Origin of the sequence: Haloarcula sp. JP-Z28 (genome assembly GCF_011440255.1) — an archaeon.
GTDB classification, from domain to species: domain Archaea; phylum Halobacteriota; class Halobacteria; order Halobacteriales; family Haloarculaceae; genus Haloarcula; species Haloarcula marismortui.
Genome location: NZ_JAAOHT010000004.1, coordinates 42,292 through 56,330, shown reverse-complemented (window position 1 = coordinate 56,330; position 14,039 = coordinate 42,292). Strand labels below are relative to the sequence as shown.

Sequence of the window (14,039 nt, the reverse complement as noted above, 5' to 3'; positions counted from 1 at the left end):
GGTTCTATGTCTGTGGTTCCCCGATAAAAACTCTCGGTCACCGCATCGCATCTAGGTCGACCACGACTCGCTTGTCCACGGTAACCCACGTCGATAGCTTGGCAATGCCGGAAAGCCCCCGTGGTGACACGGTACAGCGGTCCGGTTCACCGGTGTACTCAACCACGGTCATCGACAGCTCGTGCGGGGCCTGCGCCTGTTCGGTGGTCGCGCTCCCTGCACCATCCGGGTCGAGATTCATCGGTAGTAGATATCTCTCGGGGAGAGTGTAAAACGGCTGCTAAGAGGTCTCTATACCGCTCCGGAGAGCTATGCCGCCTGCCCGGTGTCGACTTCGCCGTTGATACGAACGAACCCGTAGTCACACTCCGGGCAGTGCCACTTGACTTTGGTTCCCAGATGCATCGTCGTGCTCGCGACCTTCCAGAAATCGCGGTACTCTTCGCATTCAGGGCAGTAGTGTTCGAGTTCGAGGCTCATATCGAGTAGTTTCCGCGGGGGTACAGTTGAATTTCCCGGTTCCACTCGGGACGGCGAAGCAGGCAAACCACTCGAACCCCTGTCTTTCAGTATGACTCCGAGTGCGTACGAGCCGACCCATCCAACAGCACTGGCTGCCGATGCGGAGGCACCGCCGCCGTCGGCGACTGCAACGGCGACGTTCGGCATGGGCTGTTTCTGGGGCCCGGACGCGCGGTTCGGCGCGACACCAGGTGTGGTCAGGACCCGGGTCGGCTACGCTGGCGGAACGGAACCGGACCCGAGCTACTATTCGCTGGGCGACCACACCGAGGTTGTGCAGGTCGAGTACAACCCTGACACGGTGAGCTACGAAGCGCTGCTGGACGTGTTCTGGGCGAATCATGCACCGTTCTCTGCACCCCTGAAGCGCCAGTACCGCGGCGTGGTGTTGGCACACGACGACCAGCAGTGCGAGGCCGCCAAGCGGACACGAGACGACCTCGAATCGCGGACAGGGAAGGCCGTTGAGACGGCCATCGAAACACTCGACCAGTTCTATCTGGCGGAAGACTACCATCAGAAGTACGAACTCCGCTCGACGCCAGTAGTCGCCGACGAACTCGAAGACACCTACGGCGACGCGTTCGTCGATTCGACGGTCGCCGCCCGGCTCAACGGTTTCGTCGCCGGCCACGGCGAGGACGACGAACGCGAGGCGCTGTTTGCCGAACTGGATATTTCACCGGCTGCGCTCTCGGAGGTCCGCCGCCGACTCTGAACGCGGTGCCGGCGGTCCACAGTCGCCACGAGGCTCGGTCGCCTATGCTTGCCACGGGACTCGGCCGCCCACGCTCCCAAAGGATTCGCCCACGGCTATAAGACGCTGGCAGTGCCAGATTTAGTTATGACTATCTATACCGGCCGCGGCGATCAGGGCCAGACAGACCTCCGGAACATGGAGCGGGTCTCGAAGGACAGCCGCCGCATCGAGGCGTACGGCACCGTCGACGAAGTGAACGCGCTGGTCGGCGTCGTCAGACCGACCGGTCACGACGACATCGACGAGAAGCTCCGCGTCGTCCAGAACCATCTCCACATCGTGCAGGCCGACTTCGCCAACCCCAGCCCAGAGGAGGGCGACCCGCGGATACAGGAGTCCCACGTCGAGACGCTGGAAGAACTCATCGACGAGGCCGACTCAGAGATGGACCCGCTCGAATCGTTCATCCTCCCATCCGGGTCCGAACCCGGGGCGAAGCTCCACCACGCCCGCGCGGTCTGTCGCCGCGCAGAGCGCCGCTGTGTCTCCTTCGCCGCCGAGGAGGCTGGCGTCAATGAGACGGCTATCATCTACCTGAACCGGCTCTCTGACGCCCTGTTTACGCTTGCCCGCCTCGTCAACAAGCGTGAAGGCATCCGCGAGGAGAACCCCGAGTACTGACGACTACACCACTTTTGTCCGCCAGGTAGGTATCGGTGACTCGACGCCACGCCAGCGCCGGCGGTTCGCAATAGCAAAGTGACCGGCCCGGAAGGGTGAGGTATGAAAGCGACCGCGAAGGCACATCCGATTCAGGGGCTGGTCAAGTACCACGGGATGCGCGACGAGGAACTGCGACTGCCGTACCACGACAGCATCTCCGTCTGTACCGCGCCGAGCCACTCGAAGACGACGGCCGCCTTCGACCCGAACCGCGAGGAGGACGTGTACGTCATCGACGGCGAAACGGTCACCGGCCGCGGGGCCGAGCGTATCGACGCCGTCGTGGACCACGTCCGCGACCTCGCCGGCATCGACCACGGCGTCCGCTTCGAGTCGGCGAACAACTTCCCGACGAACATCGGCTTTGGCTCGTCCTCATCCGGCTTTGCCGCCGCGGCGATGGCCCTTGTCGAGGCGGCCGGTCTCGACATGACGCGACCGGAAATCTCGACCGTCGCACGCCGCGGCTCCTCCTCGGCCGCCCGCGCAGTGACGGGTGCGTTCTCTCACCTCCGGACCGGCATGAACGACAGGGACTGCCGGAGCGAGCGCATCGAGACGGACCTCGAAGACGACCTGCGAATTGTCGCCGGGATGGTCCCATCCTACAAGGAAACCGAGGAAGCCCACAAGGAGGCCGCCGAGAGCCACATGTTCGAATCCCGGATGGCCCACATTCACAGCCAGATTTCGGACATGCGCGACGCGCTGTACGACGGCGATTTCGACGCCGTCTTCGACCTCGCCGAGAAAGACTCGCTGTCGCTGGCCGCCGCAACAATGACCGGCCCCGCCGGCTGGGTGTACTGGCAGCCCCGCACCATCGAGATATTCAACGCGGTCAGAGAACTCCGGAACACCGAGGACGTGCCGGTGTACTTCTCCGTCGACACCGGCGCGAGCGTCTACATCAATACGACTGAGGAGTACGTCGGCCGCGTCGAAGAGACGGTCGCCGACTGCGGCGTCGACACCCGCGTCTGGGATGTTGGCGGCCCCGCACAGATTCTCGACGAGGACAAGGCGCTGTTCTGAACTAGTCGACTGGCCGCCGGAGGCGGATCTCGACTTCGGTTCCTCCGAACCGGCTCTCCGACACCGAGATCGACCCATCCGACTCGCGGACGATCCACTGCGTGAGCCACAGCCCCGTACCCGTGCTGTGCGTGAGCGGTGTCTCCGTTCCAGTTGTGAGAACCGCCTGCTCCGTCTCAGGGAGCCCCGGCCCGTTGTCAGCTACTCGGAGCACGACGCGGTCACCTTCGACCGCCGGTTCGACTACCACGTCGACCTGAGGCGTGTCGGCATCATTGTGTTCCACTGCGTTGTCGAGGACGTTATCAAGCGCGTACGGCAGGAGTTCGTGACCGACGACGTGGCCCTCGACCTGCATGTCTTGTTGGAGTTCGATGGTCGTGTGCTCGGCTTGCAGGCGGCCGGCCCGGTCACAGAGCAATACACGCGGGTCGAAGGTTGTCTGTTCTGTCTCGTCGCTGTTTTGTAGTTTCTCAATCTGGTGGGCAGCCTCACTCAAACCACGGATATCCTCGATACGGTCCGCAATAATGTCGATATGCTCGCTCTCCCGTTCGTCGCTGAGTAGCTCCAGATGCCCGCGGATGACGGTCACGTCGTTGCGGATGTTATGCCGAAACAGGCGGTTGAGGACCGTGAGTCGCTGCTCGCGTTGTTTTTGCTCCGAGATGTCGTGGACGAACAGCGATGCACCGTCCGTGCTCTCGCCGGTGAGTGGCGCACCCCACAGCCGCACGTCGAGCGATGACCCGTTGGCGTGCCGGTGACAGGATTCGACGCCGGTGAGCGATTCACCGTCGACAAGTGACGCCAGCAGCCTATCGAGCGTCTCCGGTGATTCGGCCAGCGTGTCGGCATACGGGCGGCCGACTACCTGACTCTCGTCCCAGCCAAACAGCCGCTCGGCACCGTCGTTCCAGAACTGAATCGACCTTTCAGCGTCCAGCACCACCACTGCGGCAGGTATTGACTGGACCATGGCTGAGAAGCGCTCCGTTAGCGACCCGACCGAATTCGCCAGTATTTCGACCTCCGTCTCGCGGTCGAGCCGAGCGTCCAGCAGCGCCAGTAGCTCAGACAGCAGCGTCCGAGACAGCGCCTCTCGCTCACGGACGGCGCTGTTCTGATACACGTCCAACAGCGCTTCGCGCGTTTCTGTGCGCCCTTCTTCAGCTAGCGATTGAAACAGCTCACCAACAAGTAACTCAGCGCCGTCGTCCATTTTAGGCTAGCCTAATCGGGGGGGTACATGAATATAAATGGAGCGATGGTCGCCGATTCGACTCTCTGCGGAGATAGGTCTATGAGCGTCTAGTTCCAACCGGGCAGTATGCGCGTCGCCGTCCTTGGAGCCGGATATGCCGGACTCACGCTCGCCAGAAAGCTCGAACAGACTCTCCCCGACAGCGTCTCACTGGTCGTCGTCGACGAACAGACGGAGCACCTCGTCCAGCACGAACTCCACCGGGTCGTCAGACGGCCGTCACTGGCCGAGGAAATTACCGTCGACCTCGATGACGTCCTCGACTGTGAGATTCGACAGGCGACGGTCACCGATGTCGACCCGGATGCCGGCGTGGCGACGCTGGACGGGTCGGAGACGCTGTCCTACGACGTGGGCGCGGTGTGTCTCGGCGCTCGGACGGCATTCTATGGGCTCCCGGGTGTGCGCGAGCACGCGACGCCGCTGAAGCGCCTTGCCGACGCCCACGATATCCGCGAGCGGTTCCACGGACTCAGTGACGGCGACCGTGTGGTTGTCGGCGGTGCTGGCCTGTCCGGCGTGCAGGTGGCCGGCGAACTGGCCGAGATGCGCGAGGACAGCGATATCGAGGTCCTCCTGCTCGAACAGGAAGACGCCGTCGCGCCGGCGTTCCCGGCGTCGTTCCAGTCGGCCGTCCACGACGCGCTGGTCGACGCCGGCGTGACAGTCAGGACCGGCACCGGTGTGGCCGAGGCCGATGCCGATGTCATTACGCTCACGGACGGCTCGGACCTGACGATGGACCAGTTCGTCTGGACCGGCGGTATCGAGGGGTCGCCGGCGCTTGACGCCGACCGACCCGTCGTCCGGGCGGACCTCCGACTCGGCGAGTCGACGTTCGCCGTCGGCGACGCCGCTCGGGTCGTCGACAGCGACGGCGAGGCTGTGCCAGCAAGCGCAGCGGCGGCCATCCGGGAGGCCCGCGTCGCCGCCGACAACATCGGAACACTCGTCGAGCGGTTACAGGGTAGCTCCGGCGAGTTCCAGCCCCGACTGACACAGTACCAGTTCAACGTGCCAGGGTGGCTCGTCTCGGTCGGCGACGACGCCGTGGCGAAGGTCGGTCCCTCTGTTCTCACCGGGCGGGCCGCGCTGGCGCTCAAGACAACTGTCGGCGCGGGCTATCTTGGAACGGTGGGTGCCGTCCAGAATGCCGTCGACCTCGTCAGCGAGGAATTGGATCTTACCGGCGAGGTAGAGAACGAGTAGAAATACTGCGACAACTGTCGACCGGCGCGTCAGTCCTCGCCGTCCGCGGTTGCGTTCCCGAGCACGTCGTCGGGTTCGATCCAGATGACGAATTCGTCTTCGCCGTCGCGGTCGACGACACCGTTGATGTAATCGCCGTCGACTGGGGCGGTGTTCACTTCGGATTCAGCGACAGGCACGACCTGCCGGACCTCGTCGACGATCCAGCCCATCGCGCCCTGTTCCTCGAACACACCTGCATCAAAGACGACGATGAGGTTCTCCGACCCGTCGCTTTCGATATCCATCATCTCCTTGGGGTTGAGGATCGTCGTAATCTGCCCCCGGAGGTCAACGACGCCCTCGACGTAGTCGTCGGTGTTGGGAACGCGGGTGACCGACTCGCGTTTGACAATCTCCTCAACGTAGTCGATGTCGAGACAGTAGTACTCGTCGCCAAGCGCGAATTCGAGTACCCGGACCAGTTCTTCTGTCTGGGTCGCGTCGTCGTCGATAGCCGCGGCGCGAGCGCCACCCTCGGTTGTGGCGGTGTTGTCCGACGCCATCGCCTCCTCAATGAGTTCCTGGTCCGGCAACTCGACGCCAGTCGGCCCCTGCATCGGGCTGGCCGACGCCGACAGGTCATCCGTTGGCTGGTCGGCAACACCGGCGTCGACGTTCTCAGGGGTCATCTGTGCGGAGGCCTCTGCCGCTCGCTGTGCGGCGGCCATCGCGTCGGTGTCGCTCTGGTCAGTGGCGGCGCTGTCGGAGTCAGTGTCGGTGTCGCCGTCATTGGCAACCTGTCCATCGGCCGCAGCCGCTTCGTTAGACGCGTCATCGCTGGCGGCGGTCGCCGGCTCCGCGTCGGCGGCCTCGCCCGCCGTCGCCTCGGTTTCGCCCTCATCGTCGGGCTGTTTGCCGGACCCGTCCGCGGAGGCCTCGTCTGACTCCGCGGTGTCGTCGGTAGTTTCTGCCTTGTTCCCCTCGCGCATCTGTCGGATGCGCTCCGCTCTGTCCATGCGTTCGTCGTCACTCATGCTGGTACCTCTGTGTCGGTAAAGCCGAACTGCTCGTCGAGTTCTTCGGCGATGTCCTCAAAGACAGCCGCCATGTCGCACGATTCCTCGGTCGCGAAGATAGACTGGCCGGCGCTGAACGCGCGCTGCAGCGCTACCCGTTTGCGGACCTCCCAGACGGGGCTGTCCGGGAACGCCATGTTGAACCATTCGAGCATCGTCTCGTCTTCTGATGTCGTTTCGACCCGGTTGGCGACGACGCCGAGCGTGTTGATCGACGCGTCGGTCTGGCGCTCCATTGCGGCCATCTGGTCCATCAGCAGTTCGATGGCTCGCTCGGAGGTGGCCTCAGTCAGTGCGGGAATGAGGACGTTCTGTGCGGCGTACATACCGGTGTCGGTCAGCTTCCCGTAGAACGGCGGGCAGTCGATGATAACGTAGTCGTAGTCGGCATCGAGTGTCGACAGCGCCCGGTCGAGCGTGTCGAGCGCGTGTGACCCTGTGACCATCTCCGGCGTGATGTTGATAGCGAACGAAGCCAGCGCGGCCTGGTCGATATCCCCGCCCTGGGTGTTGACCCGGGCGATGAGGTCGGCGATGGTCAGTTCGTGTTCGGTCTGGAGCATATCGATGCTGGAGGGGATCACGTCCATCTCCTCGCCCTCGCAGATTAGCTCACCCAGCGCCGATGGGTCGCCGGTCAGTGCGTCGAACAGCGTCGGCGGGTCGGCGTCGTACGCCTCGACGAGGCCGACGCCTTCCGTGGCGTTGCCCTGCGGGTCGAGGTCGATAAAGAGGACGTCCCGGCCGCGGTCGTTCAGTGCACCGGCTACGTTGATAGCAACTGTCGTCTTTCCGGTCCCGCCTTTCGCGTTGGTCACACAGAAGCGGGCTGGACCGGTTCCTGATTGCCGGTTCATCATCCAAGTATCCACAGGTCGACTCCGAGCCACTATAAAAATGTGGTCCCGATTATCAACGTCGCAACTGGGGGACGGAACGCGGACGAGACGGAAACACCCGCGAGCGTGTGCATGACGGCCGTCTGACGGTGTGCAAGATTTATGATTGTGTAGATTGAAGAGTCAGTATCATGACCATCAACCCGCGCGATTACGACCTCGACGAGTTACGGAAGATGGCTCGTCAGCGGGGCAACGGGATGGGCGACGAGGACGTCCCGGACCCGACGGACCTTGACATGGGGCTTGACGACGCCGATGAAGAGGTGCTTGCAGGAAGTTCGTTCCGCTCCGGGCTGTACCGTGAACTGCTGCCGTTCCTCAGTGGTGACGCACAGGAGAAGCCCTATCTCGAAGCACTGCCCGAGACCTACGCCGCAGAGTTCGTGGTCTTCGAGTGGCTTGAGTTCCTCCTGATGCACTCCGGGTATAAGGGAGCCGACGAAGCGCTCGATTACTATCGCTCGATCGACTGGCTAACCGAGGACGTACAGGACGACCTCTCGGATTACCTGCTTGGTATCGACGAGTCCGCGACCAACGACGACAACGAACTGAGCGTTGACGACCATATGCTAAGTCTCGTCTATATTGCGAAGCTCACTGCGATGACGTAACGTCCGTTTTCAGGACCAATTCTTTCCACCGAATTCCTGTTATTGAGCGGGATTCAGTATCAGCTCCCCGAGGGGACAGCTATCAGTCCTGAATACTAGGGAGAGGATATATATCGGGCGGTCGACAAGGACGACCGTATATGAGTGACGAGGATGCGGACGACGACACCGGGTCCGAATCGGACGCCGGTGTGTCGTCAGACGGCGCTGCCGCTGTTCCGGTCGGGGTCAAGCTCGGGAGCACCCGGACCGTCATTGCCCTGCCGGGCGAACACGGCACGGAGAACCAGATTATCAAGACACTGACGTGCATGGCGACGTACGAGGACGCCCTGACCGGCGAGGAGAAGATCCTCTACGGCGAAGAAGCGGCCCGCGAGTATCCGGACCGCGTCGAGTACATGCTTCGGTCGGGGCTCCCCGAGGACGCTGACCGGGCCGAGATGACCAAGACGTTCTTCGAGGCCATCATCGAGGAGCACGACATCCCGGCAAACAGCGGCGTCGTGTACGCCATCCCGACTATCGACAATCCGACCGGACTGGAGAACCTGCAGAACGTCATCGAGAACTCCTCTATCGGGCTGGACCTCGTCGAGAGCTATCCGGAGTCGCTGTGTGGCTCCATCCCGGCCTTTGGCGACGATCTTGAAGCTATCGACGAGATCTTCGTCGCTGTCAACATGGGGTCGACGAACCTCGAAGCCTCCGCGTACCGTCGCGGCGAGCAGCTCTCCCCCTTCACGACGGGCGCGGTGACCGGGAACGAAGTCGACCGGATGATCGCCAACTACGTTGAGGAAGAAACGCAGGGCCGTGTCAACATCGACAACCAGACTGCCCGAGAATACAAGGAAGAACACGCCGACTTCGTCGATTTCGAACCGTTCACCGATATCATCCAGCAGCCCGGCGGCGGCTCACACGAGTTCACTATCGAGCGCTCTGTGATGGACGCGGTCAACGAGTACCTCGACGACGCCGTCGACGAACTGGCGAACACGTTCCTGCCGGAGCTGGCAAACGACTACATGAAAGTGTACCAGCTCGCGCTGGACCGCCCGATCGCCATCACCGGCGGTATGGCCTGCATCCCCGGCATCGTCGACGAGTTCGAAGAACGACTCAGTGCGGAGCTGAACCGCGACATTGATGTCATCGCTGCCGACGAACCGGACATCGCGCCGACCATCGGCGCACAGCGGATCGCGGCGCGTCTCGTCGAGACCAACTAGGGATTCCGCCAGCAGTCCAGCCACCGCTCGATTCTGGGCTCGGACTGTTCCATCTTGTGACCACGATCGGCCGAGAGCAGTTCGAATACGTCAGTGTCGATTCCGAGGCTGGTCGCGCCGGTCGAGAGACCACCACCCTGTCGCTCCTGCGACGACCCCCCACCGAGTTGGGTACGTGGCATACACTCGGCTACAGGAGCCTGACACCTAAAGCCAAGTCAGACAACCGGCTGACGGACGCGGAACGGGCCCAGCGACTGTGTCTTTCCCCATCCCTGTTCTCGCTAGCCGCTTCGGAGAACCGTCAACTCTCGTTATTAATTGTGGCTGTTTACCACCCCTCATGTGATGTACTGCCACTAAGCGGCTGTTACAGCCTGTCTCCCGCCCAGACCGACTATGGTCAGGAGAAAATTTATATCCTTCAGTAGAATATATACAATTATAATGGATTGCACCAACTGTGGCACGCGGATGTCATACAACGACCAGACGACAAAACTCACCGAGTTCGTCTGTCCCAGTTGTCACGAAACCGTCATCGACTGGAAAGCCGAGGCCCGCAACGCCCGCGTTCACTGACCGGTCCCGTCCGCTTTTTGATCGATAGTCCACTGTCAGCCACTGCTCTGGCTATTGACTCTCTTTTCCGAACCGTTCCTGACTTCGACAGCGGCCCATGCTGGCGCTCCTGCGTCGGCCGGCGATGTGTCGCCGAGCGCTTTGCTGCCCACATCAACGATGGTGCCCACAAGAGTGTGCATATTCGTTCAGAAACGATTGCCGAATCTTTTTATATTTCAGGAGGAGATAACGAGGCAATGGCAGATTCGTCACGCATCGGCTGTCTCTTCGTCGACGCCTGTACGGACGAGCAGGCGACGGCGTACGACTGGTGTCAGGAGGCGGTCGACGGTGCGGAGCGATGTGCACTCTCTTCGGTCGAGCCGACCGAATACGACGTCCTCTGGTGGCATCGGGACGAACTGTTCGACGAGCGCTCGCTGGCTGACGCACCGGCGCTGGCTGCGTACGTTCGCGACGGCGGGACCCTCCTGCTGACGCTGAGTGCGCTCCCGGCTGTCGAACCGCTGGGGTTCGAGGAGGTCGCGCCAGACGCCACCGGCTGGGAAGAGGTTCCGGAGCCGACCGGCCACCTCTGGCAGGCGCTGTACGACGACCACCCGATTCACGCAGACTACGACACCCTTCGCGTTCACACCCGCGGTGCCGGTGTCACGATACCCTACGCGAGATACGAGTCTATCGCGCCCCGGTCAGGGGACGTGCTCGCGAGCACAATCCGGGGCGACACCGATGTAGTCAAACAGATGGCGATACTCTCTTGGGAGCCCGGCGACGGGCAGGTACTGGGCATCGGGTCCTCCGTCGCGTTCGCACAGCCGACCCACGACGTGTGTCAGGGCAACCGCGAGACGCTCATCGAGAACGCACTGGCGTTTCTGGCGGCAGACGAACGGCACCCGCTGACCGGCCGCCCGAAGGATGTTGACACGCTCGGGCAGTTGCGCGAGCGTCTCGACGACGACCCGAGTCGTCCGTCCTATCATGTGACGCCGCCGGCAAACTGGCTCAACGACCCGAACGGGCTCATCCACTGGAACGGTCGCTATCACCTGTTCTACCAGTACAACCCCGCCGGACCGTTTCACAACACGATCCACTGGGGCCACGCCGTCAGCGACGACCTCGTCCACTGGGAGGACCGCCCCGTCGCGCTCACGCCCTCGCCCGACGGGCCGGACCGGGATGGCTGCTGGTCCGGCTGTGCGGTCGACAACGCTGGCGTTCCGACCGTGCTGTACACGGGCGGCCGCGACAAGCGCCAGCTCCCCTGTATCGCCACCGCTGCGGACGACGACCTTACGGCCTGGGACAAGGACCCGGAAAACCCCATCATCGAGGAGCTACCGGCCGAACCGGAAGTGCTCCGCACCGAGGACTGGGAGGGAGAGTTCCGGGACCACTGCGTCTGGCGCGAGAACGAAACTTGGTACCAGCTCATCGGAGCCGGTATCGAGGGCGGCGGCGGCGCGGCGCTGCTGTACGAGTCCGCCGACCTCCGGAACTGGGAGTACCAGGGGCCGATCCTTGCTGGCGACCGCGACACCGCCGGGACTGTCTGGGAGTGCCCGGAACTACTCGATTTCGGCGACAGACAGCTCCTCCACATCTCGAACTACGAGGACGTGGTGTACTTTCTCGGCACCTATGAGGACGGCGAGTTCGATGTCGACCGGCGCGACAAGCTCGACCACGGCGACTTCTACGCCCCGCAGTCGATGTGGACCGACGACGGCCGCATCCTGACATGGGGATGGCTTCCTGAAGCCCGCGACGTGAGCGGGCAGTGGGACGCCGGCTGGTCCGGTGCGATGTCGCTGCCCCGGGAGTTGTCGCTGGCCGACGACGGCGGCCTCTGCCAGCGGCCAGCTCCTGAGCTCACAGAGCTACGGGGCGAGAACACCAGTTACGACGTGGTGCGCCTCGATGCCGGCGATACCGAGCAGTTGTCAGTCGAGAGCCGGTCATTCGAGCTTCGTGCCACGGTTCGACTGGAAGACGCCGAGGCCATCGAGCTGTCCGTCCTCGAATCGCCGGACGGCGAGGAACGGACGCCGATTCGATACTCGTATGAGAGCGAAATCGCCGTCGACCGGTCGGCCTCAAGCACTGACCCGCAGGCAACCGGCGACACCCAGACGATGCGAGTCCGACCGTACGACGCGCCGCTGTCGCTGCGTGTCTTCGTCGACGGGAGCGTTGTTGAGGTGTTCGCCAACGAACGGCACTGCCTGACCAGCCGTGTGTACCCGACCCGCGAGGACGCCACCGGCATCTCGCTGTCGGCCGAGGGCGGGCACGCGACTATCGCGTCGCTGGACGTCTGGGAACTGGACTCTGTCTGGTAGACAGTCCCGGCCGAATTCCTGTGAAAAGACCGCTTTGAGACGCTTTACTTCCGCTCAGCCTCGGCTCGCGCGCCGTAGCCACCGGTACTGGTATCGTTGTGTTTCCCGCGCCGAATCAGCTCTCGGTCCGTCAGTGGGAGTGTCTCGCCGTCCAGCGGGATGTGCCAGTGCCCGAGCGACCCGATAATGCGTGTCCGGCTCCCCTCCACCTCAAGCCGGAGCGTCGGGCCGAGTGAGCCGCCGAACCGGCGCATCTGCTCAGACTCGGACAGATGGGCGATTTCGTCCAGCGTCTCGCCGTCGAAGTCGTAGTAGTTGAAGAAGCTCTGGACCAGCACCTCGTCGCCGTGGGGAAACGCCATCCACGAGTAGGACTGGAACGGCGCGTTTTCGGGGTTCGTAGCGACGAGGCCCGACTCGTTTAGCGGGACGTAATCGCCGCGGAGGTCCTCGGCGACAAAGCCATACAGCGCGTCGAACCCCTCAAGGCCCGGCGCGAACGTGTGGAGGTGGCTGGAGATAAAGAGGTAGTAGAGGCCGTCCCGATACACGACGTGGGGTCGTTCGAGTTCCTGATTGACGCCCACAGCGTCCAGCAGTGGGTCTTCGAGCTCCCACGCCAGCGGGTCGCCCGTCGGCGAGCGAGCGATGCCCACGCTCCCGTTAAATTCCTGTAGCGCGTCGTCGCCACCACAGACGTCGCTGCCCTCCGGTACTGGCGTGTTCGCCTCGAACAGGAGCCACGTCTCGCCCGTTTCTGGGTCTTCGAAGAACCACGGGTCGCGGAAGGTGTATATCATCCTGCGGGACTGGTCTTCGCGCTCGTAGCGGTCGCCGTCGGGCTGGAGCAGTTCGTGATGGGTCCACGGACCGCAAAGCTCGAACTCGTCGGCCGTTTCGATGCTGCCGCCGCCCGCGCCGACGATGCGTTGTGTGTAGGTCAGGTCTTCGGCCCCTTCCTCGCCGGCCGCAGTGTAGAACAAATAAACGCTGCCGTCGTCGTCATACAGTGCCGACCCGGCCCACTGGCGCTGGCCCAGCGGCTCCTCGAACACCGGGCCGGCGTTGTGCCAGTTGCGACCGTCGTCGGAGTAGAAACAGCGGATGGTCGCCACATCGTGGCGCTTACCGGGCAACAGGTCCGATGGGGCGGTCAGCGAGAAACAGACCCGGTAGCCATCGACTGTCGCCAGCGTGCCGTCGCGGTTACGGAGGAACCAGGTATCCCAGATATGGACCTCGGGAATCTGTTCGGTTTGGGGCGGGTAGACGATGGGGGCAACGGTGTCGTCAGTCCGCTCGATCCGACTCGCCTGCTCGCGTGTCCACCCGGCGCGCCCCTTCGTTCCGGAACAACCCTCGCCGAGCGCCTCGTTTGTCATACCTCACGTTGGGCCGACCACGGCTATAAATGTTGCCGGGAAGGTACCACGGGTGTTGTATGAAGATTTTCTAATACGTGTGTTCTCGGGGGAGGGCTGGCTGAAAAAAACAGACAGTTAGTAGTTCAGAACCGGCAAGCAGTGCGTTACTCGCTTGAGTCCTCACTTCCGCTGGCACCCTCTGGGCCGGTGATATCGAGCGGCCGGACCCACTCATACCAGATGAAGACGACGCCGAGGCCGTACCCCAGCGCCCAGACAGCGCTCCCGACCCAGGGGTAGCCAAGCGTGCTGAATCCCCAGTTTGCGAGGCCCGGGAGGATGATAGCAGCGAGAACCGTCAGCACTAATATCGCTGTGTCTCGGGTATTCACAGTTGTGGCCTCCCAATCGCTGTGCCGTTCATACCTCAAGATAGGCTCGGACACTCGTGAGTCTGTCGGAACACCGAACCGTGACCGG

At 63.0% G+C, this 14,039-nt stretch carries 16 protein-coding genes; 8 read left to right on the top strand and 8 right to left on the bottom strand.

What is annotated here, in order from left to right:
• Nucleotides 1–37 precede the first annotated feature (37 nt).
• Together G9463_RS03595 and G9463_RS03590 are read right to left on the bottom strand one after the other, a co-directional pair.
• Nucleotides 38–241 carry a hypothetical protein gene (locus G9463_RS03595; RefSeq protein ID WP_165895974.1) on the bottom strand — a complete coding sequence of 68 codons (204 nt, stop codon included), beginning with the start codon at nt 239–241 and terminating at the stop codon, nt 38–40.
• A gap of 68 nt (nt 242–309) precedes the next feature.
• Complete coding sequence (locus G9463_RS03590) at nt 310–480, bottom strand: hypothetical protein (protein ID WP_004518162.1); 171 nt, start codon at nt 478–480, stop codon at nt 310–312.
• 91 nt (nt 481–571) lie between these two features.
• On the opposite strand from G9463_RS03590, the gene msrA reads away from it, so the two are divergent.
• The 3 genes from msrA (at nt 572) to mvaD (ending at nt 2,980) form a co-directional block, all read left to right on the top strand.
• Nucleotides 572–1,240, top strand: coding sequence for a peptide-methionine (S)-S-oxide reductase MsrA (gene msrA / locus G9463_RS03585; protein ID WP_004957165.1), 669 nt, complete (start codon nt 572–574; stop codon nt 1,238–1,240).
• Nucleotides 1,241–1,366: 126 nt separating this feature from the next.
• On the top strand, nt 1,367–1,903 hold the full coding sequence (locus G9463_RS03580; protein WP_165895973.1) for a cob(I)yrinic acid a,c-diamide adenosyltransferase: 537 nt from the start codon (nt 1,367–1,369) through the stop codon (nt 1,901–1,903).
• Between the two features lie 102 nt (nt 1,904–2,005).
• Entirely contained in the window at nt 2,006–2,980 is a 975-nt protein-coding gene (gene mvaD / locus G9463_RS03575; protein WP_127014817.1) for a phosphomevalonate decarboxylase MvaD, read from the top strand.
• Nucleotide 2,981: 1 nt separating this feature from the next.
• Here mvaD and G9463_RS03570 read toward each other — a convergent pair whose 3' ends face one another.
• Nucleotides 2,982–4,202 (bottom strand): PAS domain-containing protein, encoded by a 1,221-nt coding sequence (locus tag G9463_RS03570; protein ID WP_165895972.1) that lies wholly within the window; start codon nt 4,200–4,202, stop codon nt 2,982–2,984.
• A 108-nt stretch (nt 4,203–4,310) separates the two neighbouring features.
• On the opposite strand from G9463_RS03570, the gene G9463_RS03565 reads away from it, so the two are divergent.
• Nucleotides 4,311–5,453 (top strand): NAD(P)/FAD-dependent oxidoreductase, encoded by a 1,143-nt coding sequence (locus G9463_RS03565; protein WP_165895971.1) that lies wholly within the window; start codon nt 4,311–4,313, stop codon nt 5,451–5,453.
• A gap of 29 nt (nt 5,454–5,482) precedes the next feature.
• Here the strand turns inward: G9463_RS03565 and G9463_RS03560 are convergent, their stop codons facing one another.
• Nucleotides 5,483–6,469: a chemotaxis protein CheW gene (locus G9463_RS03560; RefSeq protein WP_004957150.1), complete on the bottom strand. Its 987-nt coding sequence runs from the start codon at nt 6,467–6,469 to the stop codon at nt 5,483–5,485.
• Nucleotides 6,466–7,371, bottom strand: coding sequence for a ParA family protein (locus G9463_RS03555; RefSeq protein ID WP_165895970.1), 906 nt, complete (start codon nt 7,369–7,371; stop codon nt 6,466–6,468). The genes G9463_RS03560 and G9463_RS03555 overlap by 4 nt, the downstream gene beginning before the upstream one ends.
• Before the next feature lie 170 nt (nt 7,372–7,541).
• Here G9463_RS03555 and G9463_RS03550 point away from each other — a divergent pair, with 170 nt between their 5' ends.
• Together G9463_RS03550 and G9463_RS03545 are read left to right on the top strand one after the other, a co-directional pair.
• Complete coding sequence (locus tag G9463_RS03550) at nt 7,542–8,027, top strand: FlaD/FlaE family flagellar protein (protein ID WP_004957147.1); 486 nt, start codon at nt 7,542–7,544, stop codon at nt 8,025–8,027.
• Nucleotides 8,028–8,167: 140 nt separating this feature from the next.
• A complete protein-coding gene (locus G9463_RS03545; RefSeq protein WP_004957146.1) occupies nt 8,168–9,262 on the top strand; it encodes a rod shape-determining protein in 1,095 nt (364 codons plus the stop codon).
• On the opposite strand, the gene G9463_RS03540 is transcribed toward G9463_RS03545, so the two are convergent.
• Nucleotides 9,259–9,444, bottom strand: coding sequence for a hypothetical protein (locus G9463_RS03540; RefSeq protein ID WP_007190784.1), 186 nt, complete (start codon nt 9,442–9,444; stop codon nt 9,259–9,261). The genes G9463_RS03545 and G9463_RS03540 overlap by 4 nt on opposite strands.
• A 265-nt stretch (nt 9,445–9,709) precedes the next feature.
• On the opposite strand from G9463_RS03540, the gene G9463_RS24255 reads away from it, so the two are divergent.
• Both G9463_RS24255 and G9463_RS03535 read left to right on the top strand, forming a co-directional pair.
• Complete coding sequence (locus tag G9463_RS24255) at nt 9,710–9,844, top strand: hypothetical protein (protein ID WP_023843340.1); 135 nt, start codon at nt 9,710–9,712, stop codon at nt 9,842–9,844.
• A 239-nt stretch (nt 9,845–10,083) separates the two neighbouring features.
• On the top strand, nt 10,084–12,195 hold the full coding sequence (locus tag G9463_RS03535; protein ID WP_127014813.1) for a GH32 C-terminal domain-containing protein: 2,112 nt from the start codon (nt 10,084–10,086) through the stop codon (nt 12,193–12,195).
• Nucleotides 12,196–12,239: 44 nt separating this feature from the next.
• Here G9463_RS03535 and G9463_RS03530 read toward each other — a convergent pair whose 3' ends face one another.
• Nucleotides 12,240–13,577 (bottom strand): glycoside hydrolase family 68 protein, encoded by a 1,338-nt coding sequence (locus G9463_RS03530; RefSeq protein ID WP_127014812.1) that lies wholly within the window; start codon nt 13,575–13,577, stop codon nt 12,240–12,242.
• 146 nt (nt 13,578–13,723) lie between these two features.
• Nucleotides 13,724–13,951, bottom strand: a complete 228-nt coding sequence (locus G9463_RS03525; protein ID WP_241244130.1) for a hypothetical protein — start codon at nt 13,949–13,951, stop codon at nt 13,724–13,726.
• Between the last annotated feature and the right edge of the window lie 88 nt (nt 13,952–14,039).

Bases quoted from the DNA above. Each gene is read 5' to 3' on its own strand.
- G9463_RS03595 (WP_165895974.1), bottom strand. From the start codon at position 241: ATGAATCTCGACCCGGATGGTGCAGGGAGCGCGACCACCGAACAGGCG.
- G9463_RS03590 (WP_004518162.1), bottom strand. From the start codon at position 480: ATGAGCCTCGAACTCGAACACTACTGCCCTGAATGCGAAGAGTACCGC.
- msrA (WP_004957165.1), top strand. From the start codon at position 572: ATGACTCCGAGTGCGTACGAGCCGACCCATCCAACAGCACTGGCTGCC.
- G9463_RS03580 (WP_165895973.1), top strand. From the start codon at position 1,367: ATGACTATCTATACCGGCCGCGGCGATCAGGGCCAGACAGACCTCCGG.
- mvaD (WP_127014817.1), top strand. From the start codon at position 2,006: ATGAAAGCGACCGCGAAGGCACATCCGATTCAGGGGCTGGTCAAGTAC.
- G9463_RS03570 (WP_165895972.1), bottom strand. From the start codon at position 4,202: ATGGACGACGGCGCTGAGTTACTTGTTGGTGAGCTGTTTCAATCGCTA.
- G9463_RS03565 (WP_165895971.1), top strand. From the start codon at position 4,311: ATGCGCGTCGCCGTCCTTGGAGCCGGATATGCCGGACTCACGCTCGCC.
- G9463_RS03560 (WP_004957150.1), bottom strand. From the start codon at position 6,469: ATGAGTGACGACGAACGCATGGACAGAGCGGAGCGCATCCGACAGATG.
- G9463_RS03555 (WP_165895970.1), bottom strand. From the start codon at position 7,371: ATGATGAACCGGCAATCAGGAACCGGTCCAGCCCGCTTCTGTGTGACC.
- G9463_RS03550 (WP_004957147.1), top strand. From the start codon at position 7,542: ATGACCATCAACCCGCGCGATTACGACCTCGACGAGTTACGGAAGATG.
- G9463_RS03545 (WP_004957146.1), top strand. From the start codon at position 8,168: ATGAGTGACGAGGATGCGGACGACGACACCGGGTCCGAATCGGACGCC.
- G9463_RS03540 (WP_007190784.1), bottom strand. From the start codon at position 9,444: ATGCCACGTACCCAACTCGGTGGGGGGTCGTCGCAGGAGCGACAGGGT.
- G9463_RS24255 (WP_023843340.1), top strand. From the start codon at position 9,710: ATGGATTGCACCAACTGTGGCACGCGGATGTCATACAACGACCAGACG.
- G9463_RS03535 (WP_127014813.1), top strand. From the start codon at position 10,084: ATGGCAGATTCGTCACGCATCGGCTGTCTCTTCGTCGACGCCTGTACG.
- G9463_RS03530 (WP_127014812.1), bottom strand. From the start codon at position 13,577: ATGACAAACGAGGCGCTCGGCGAGGGTTGTTCCGGAACGAAGGGGCGC.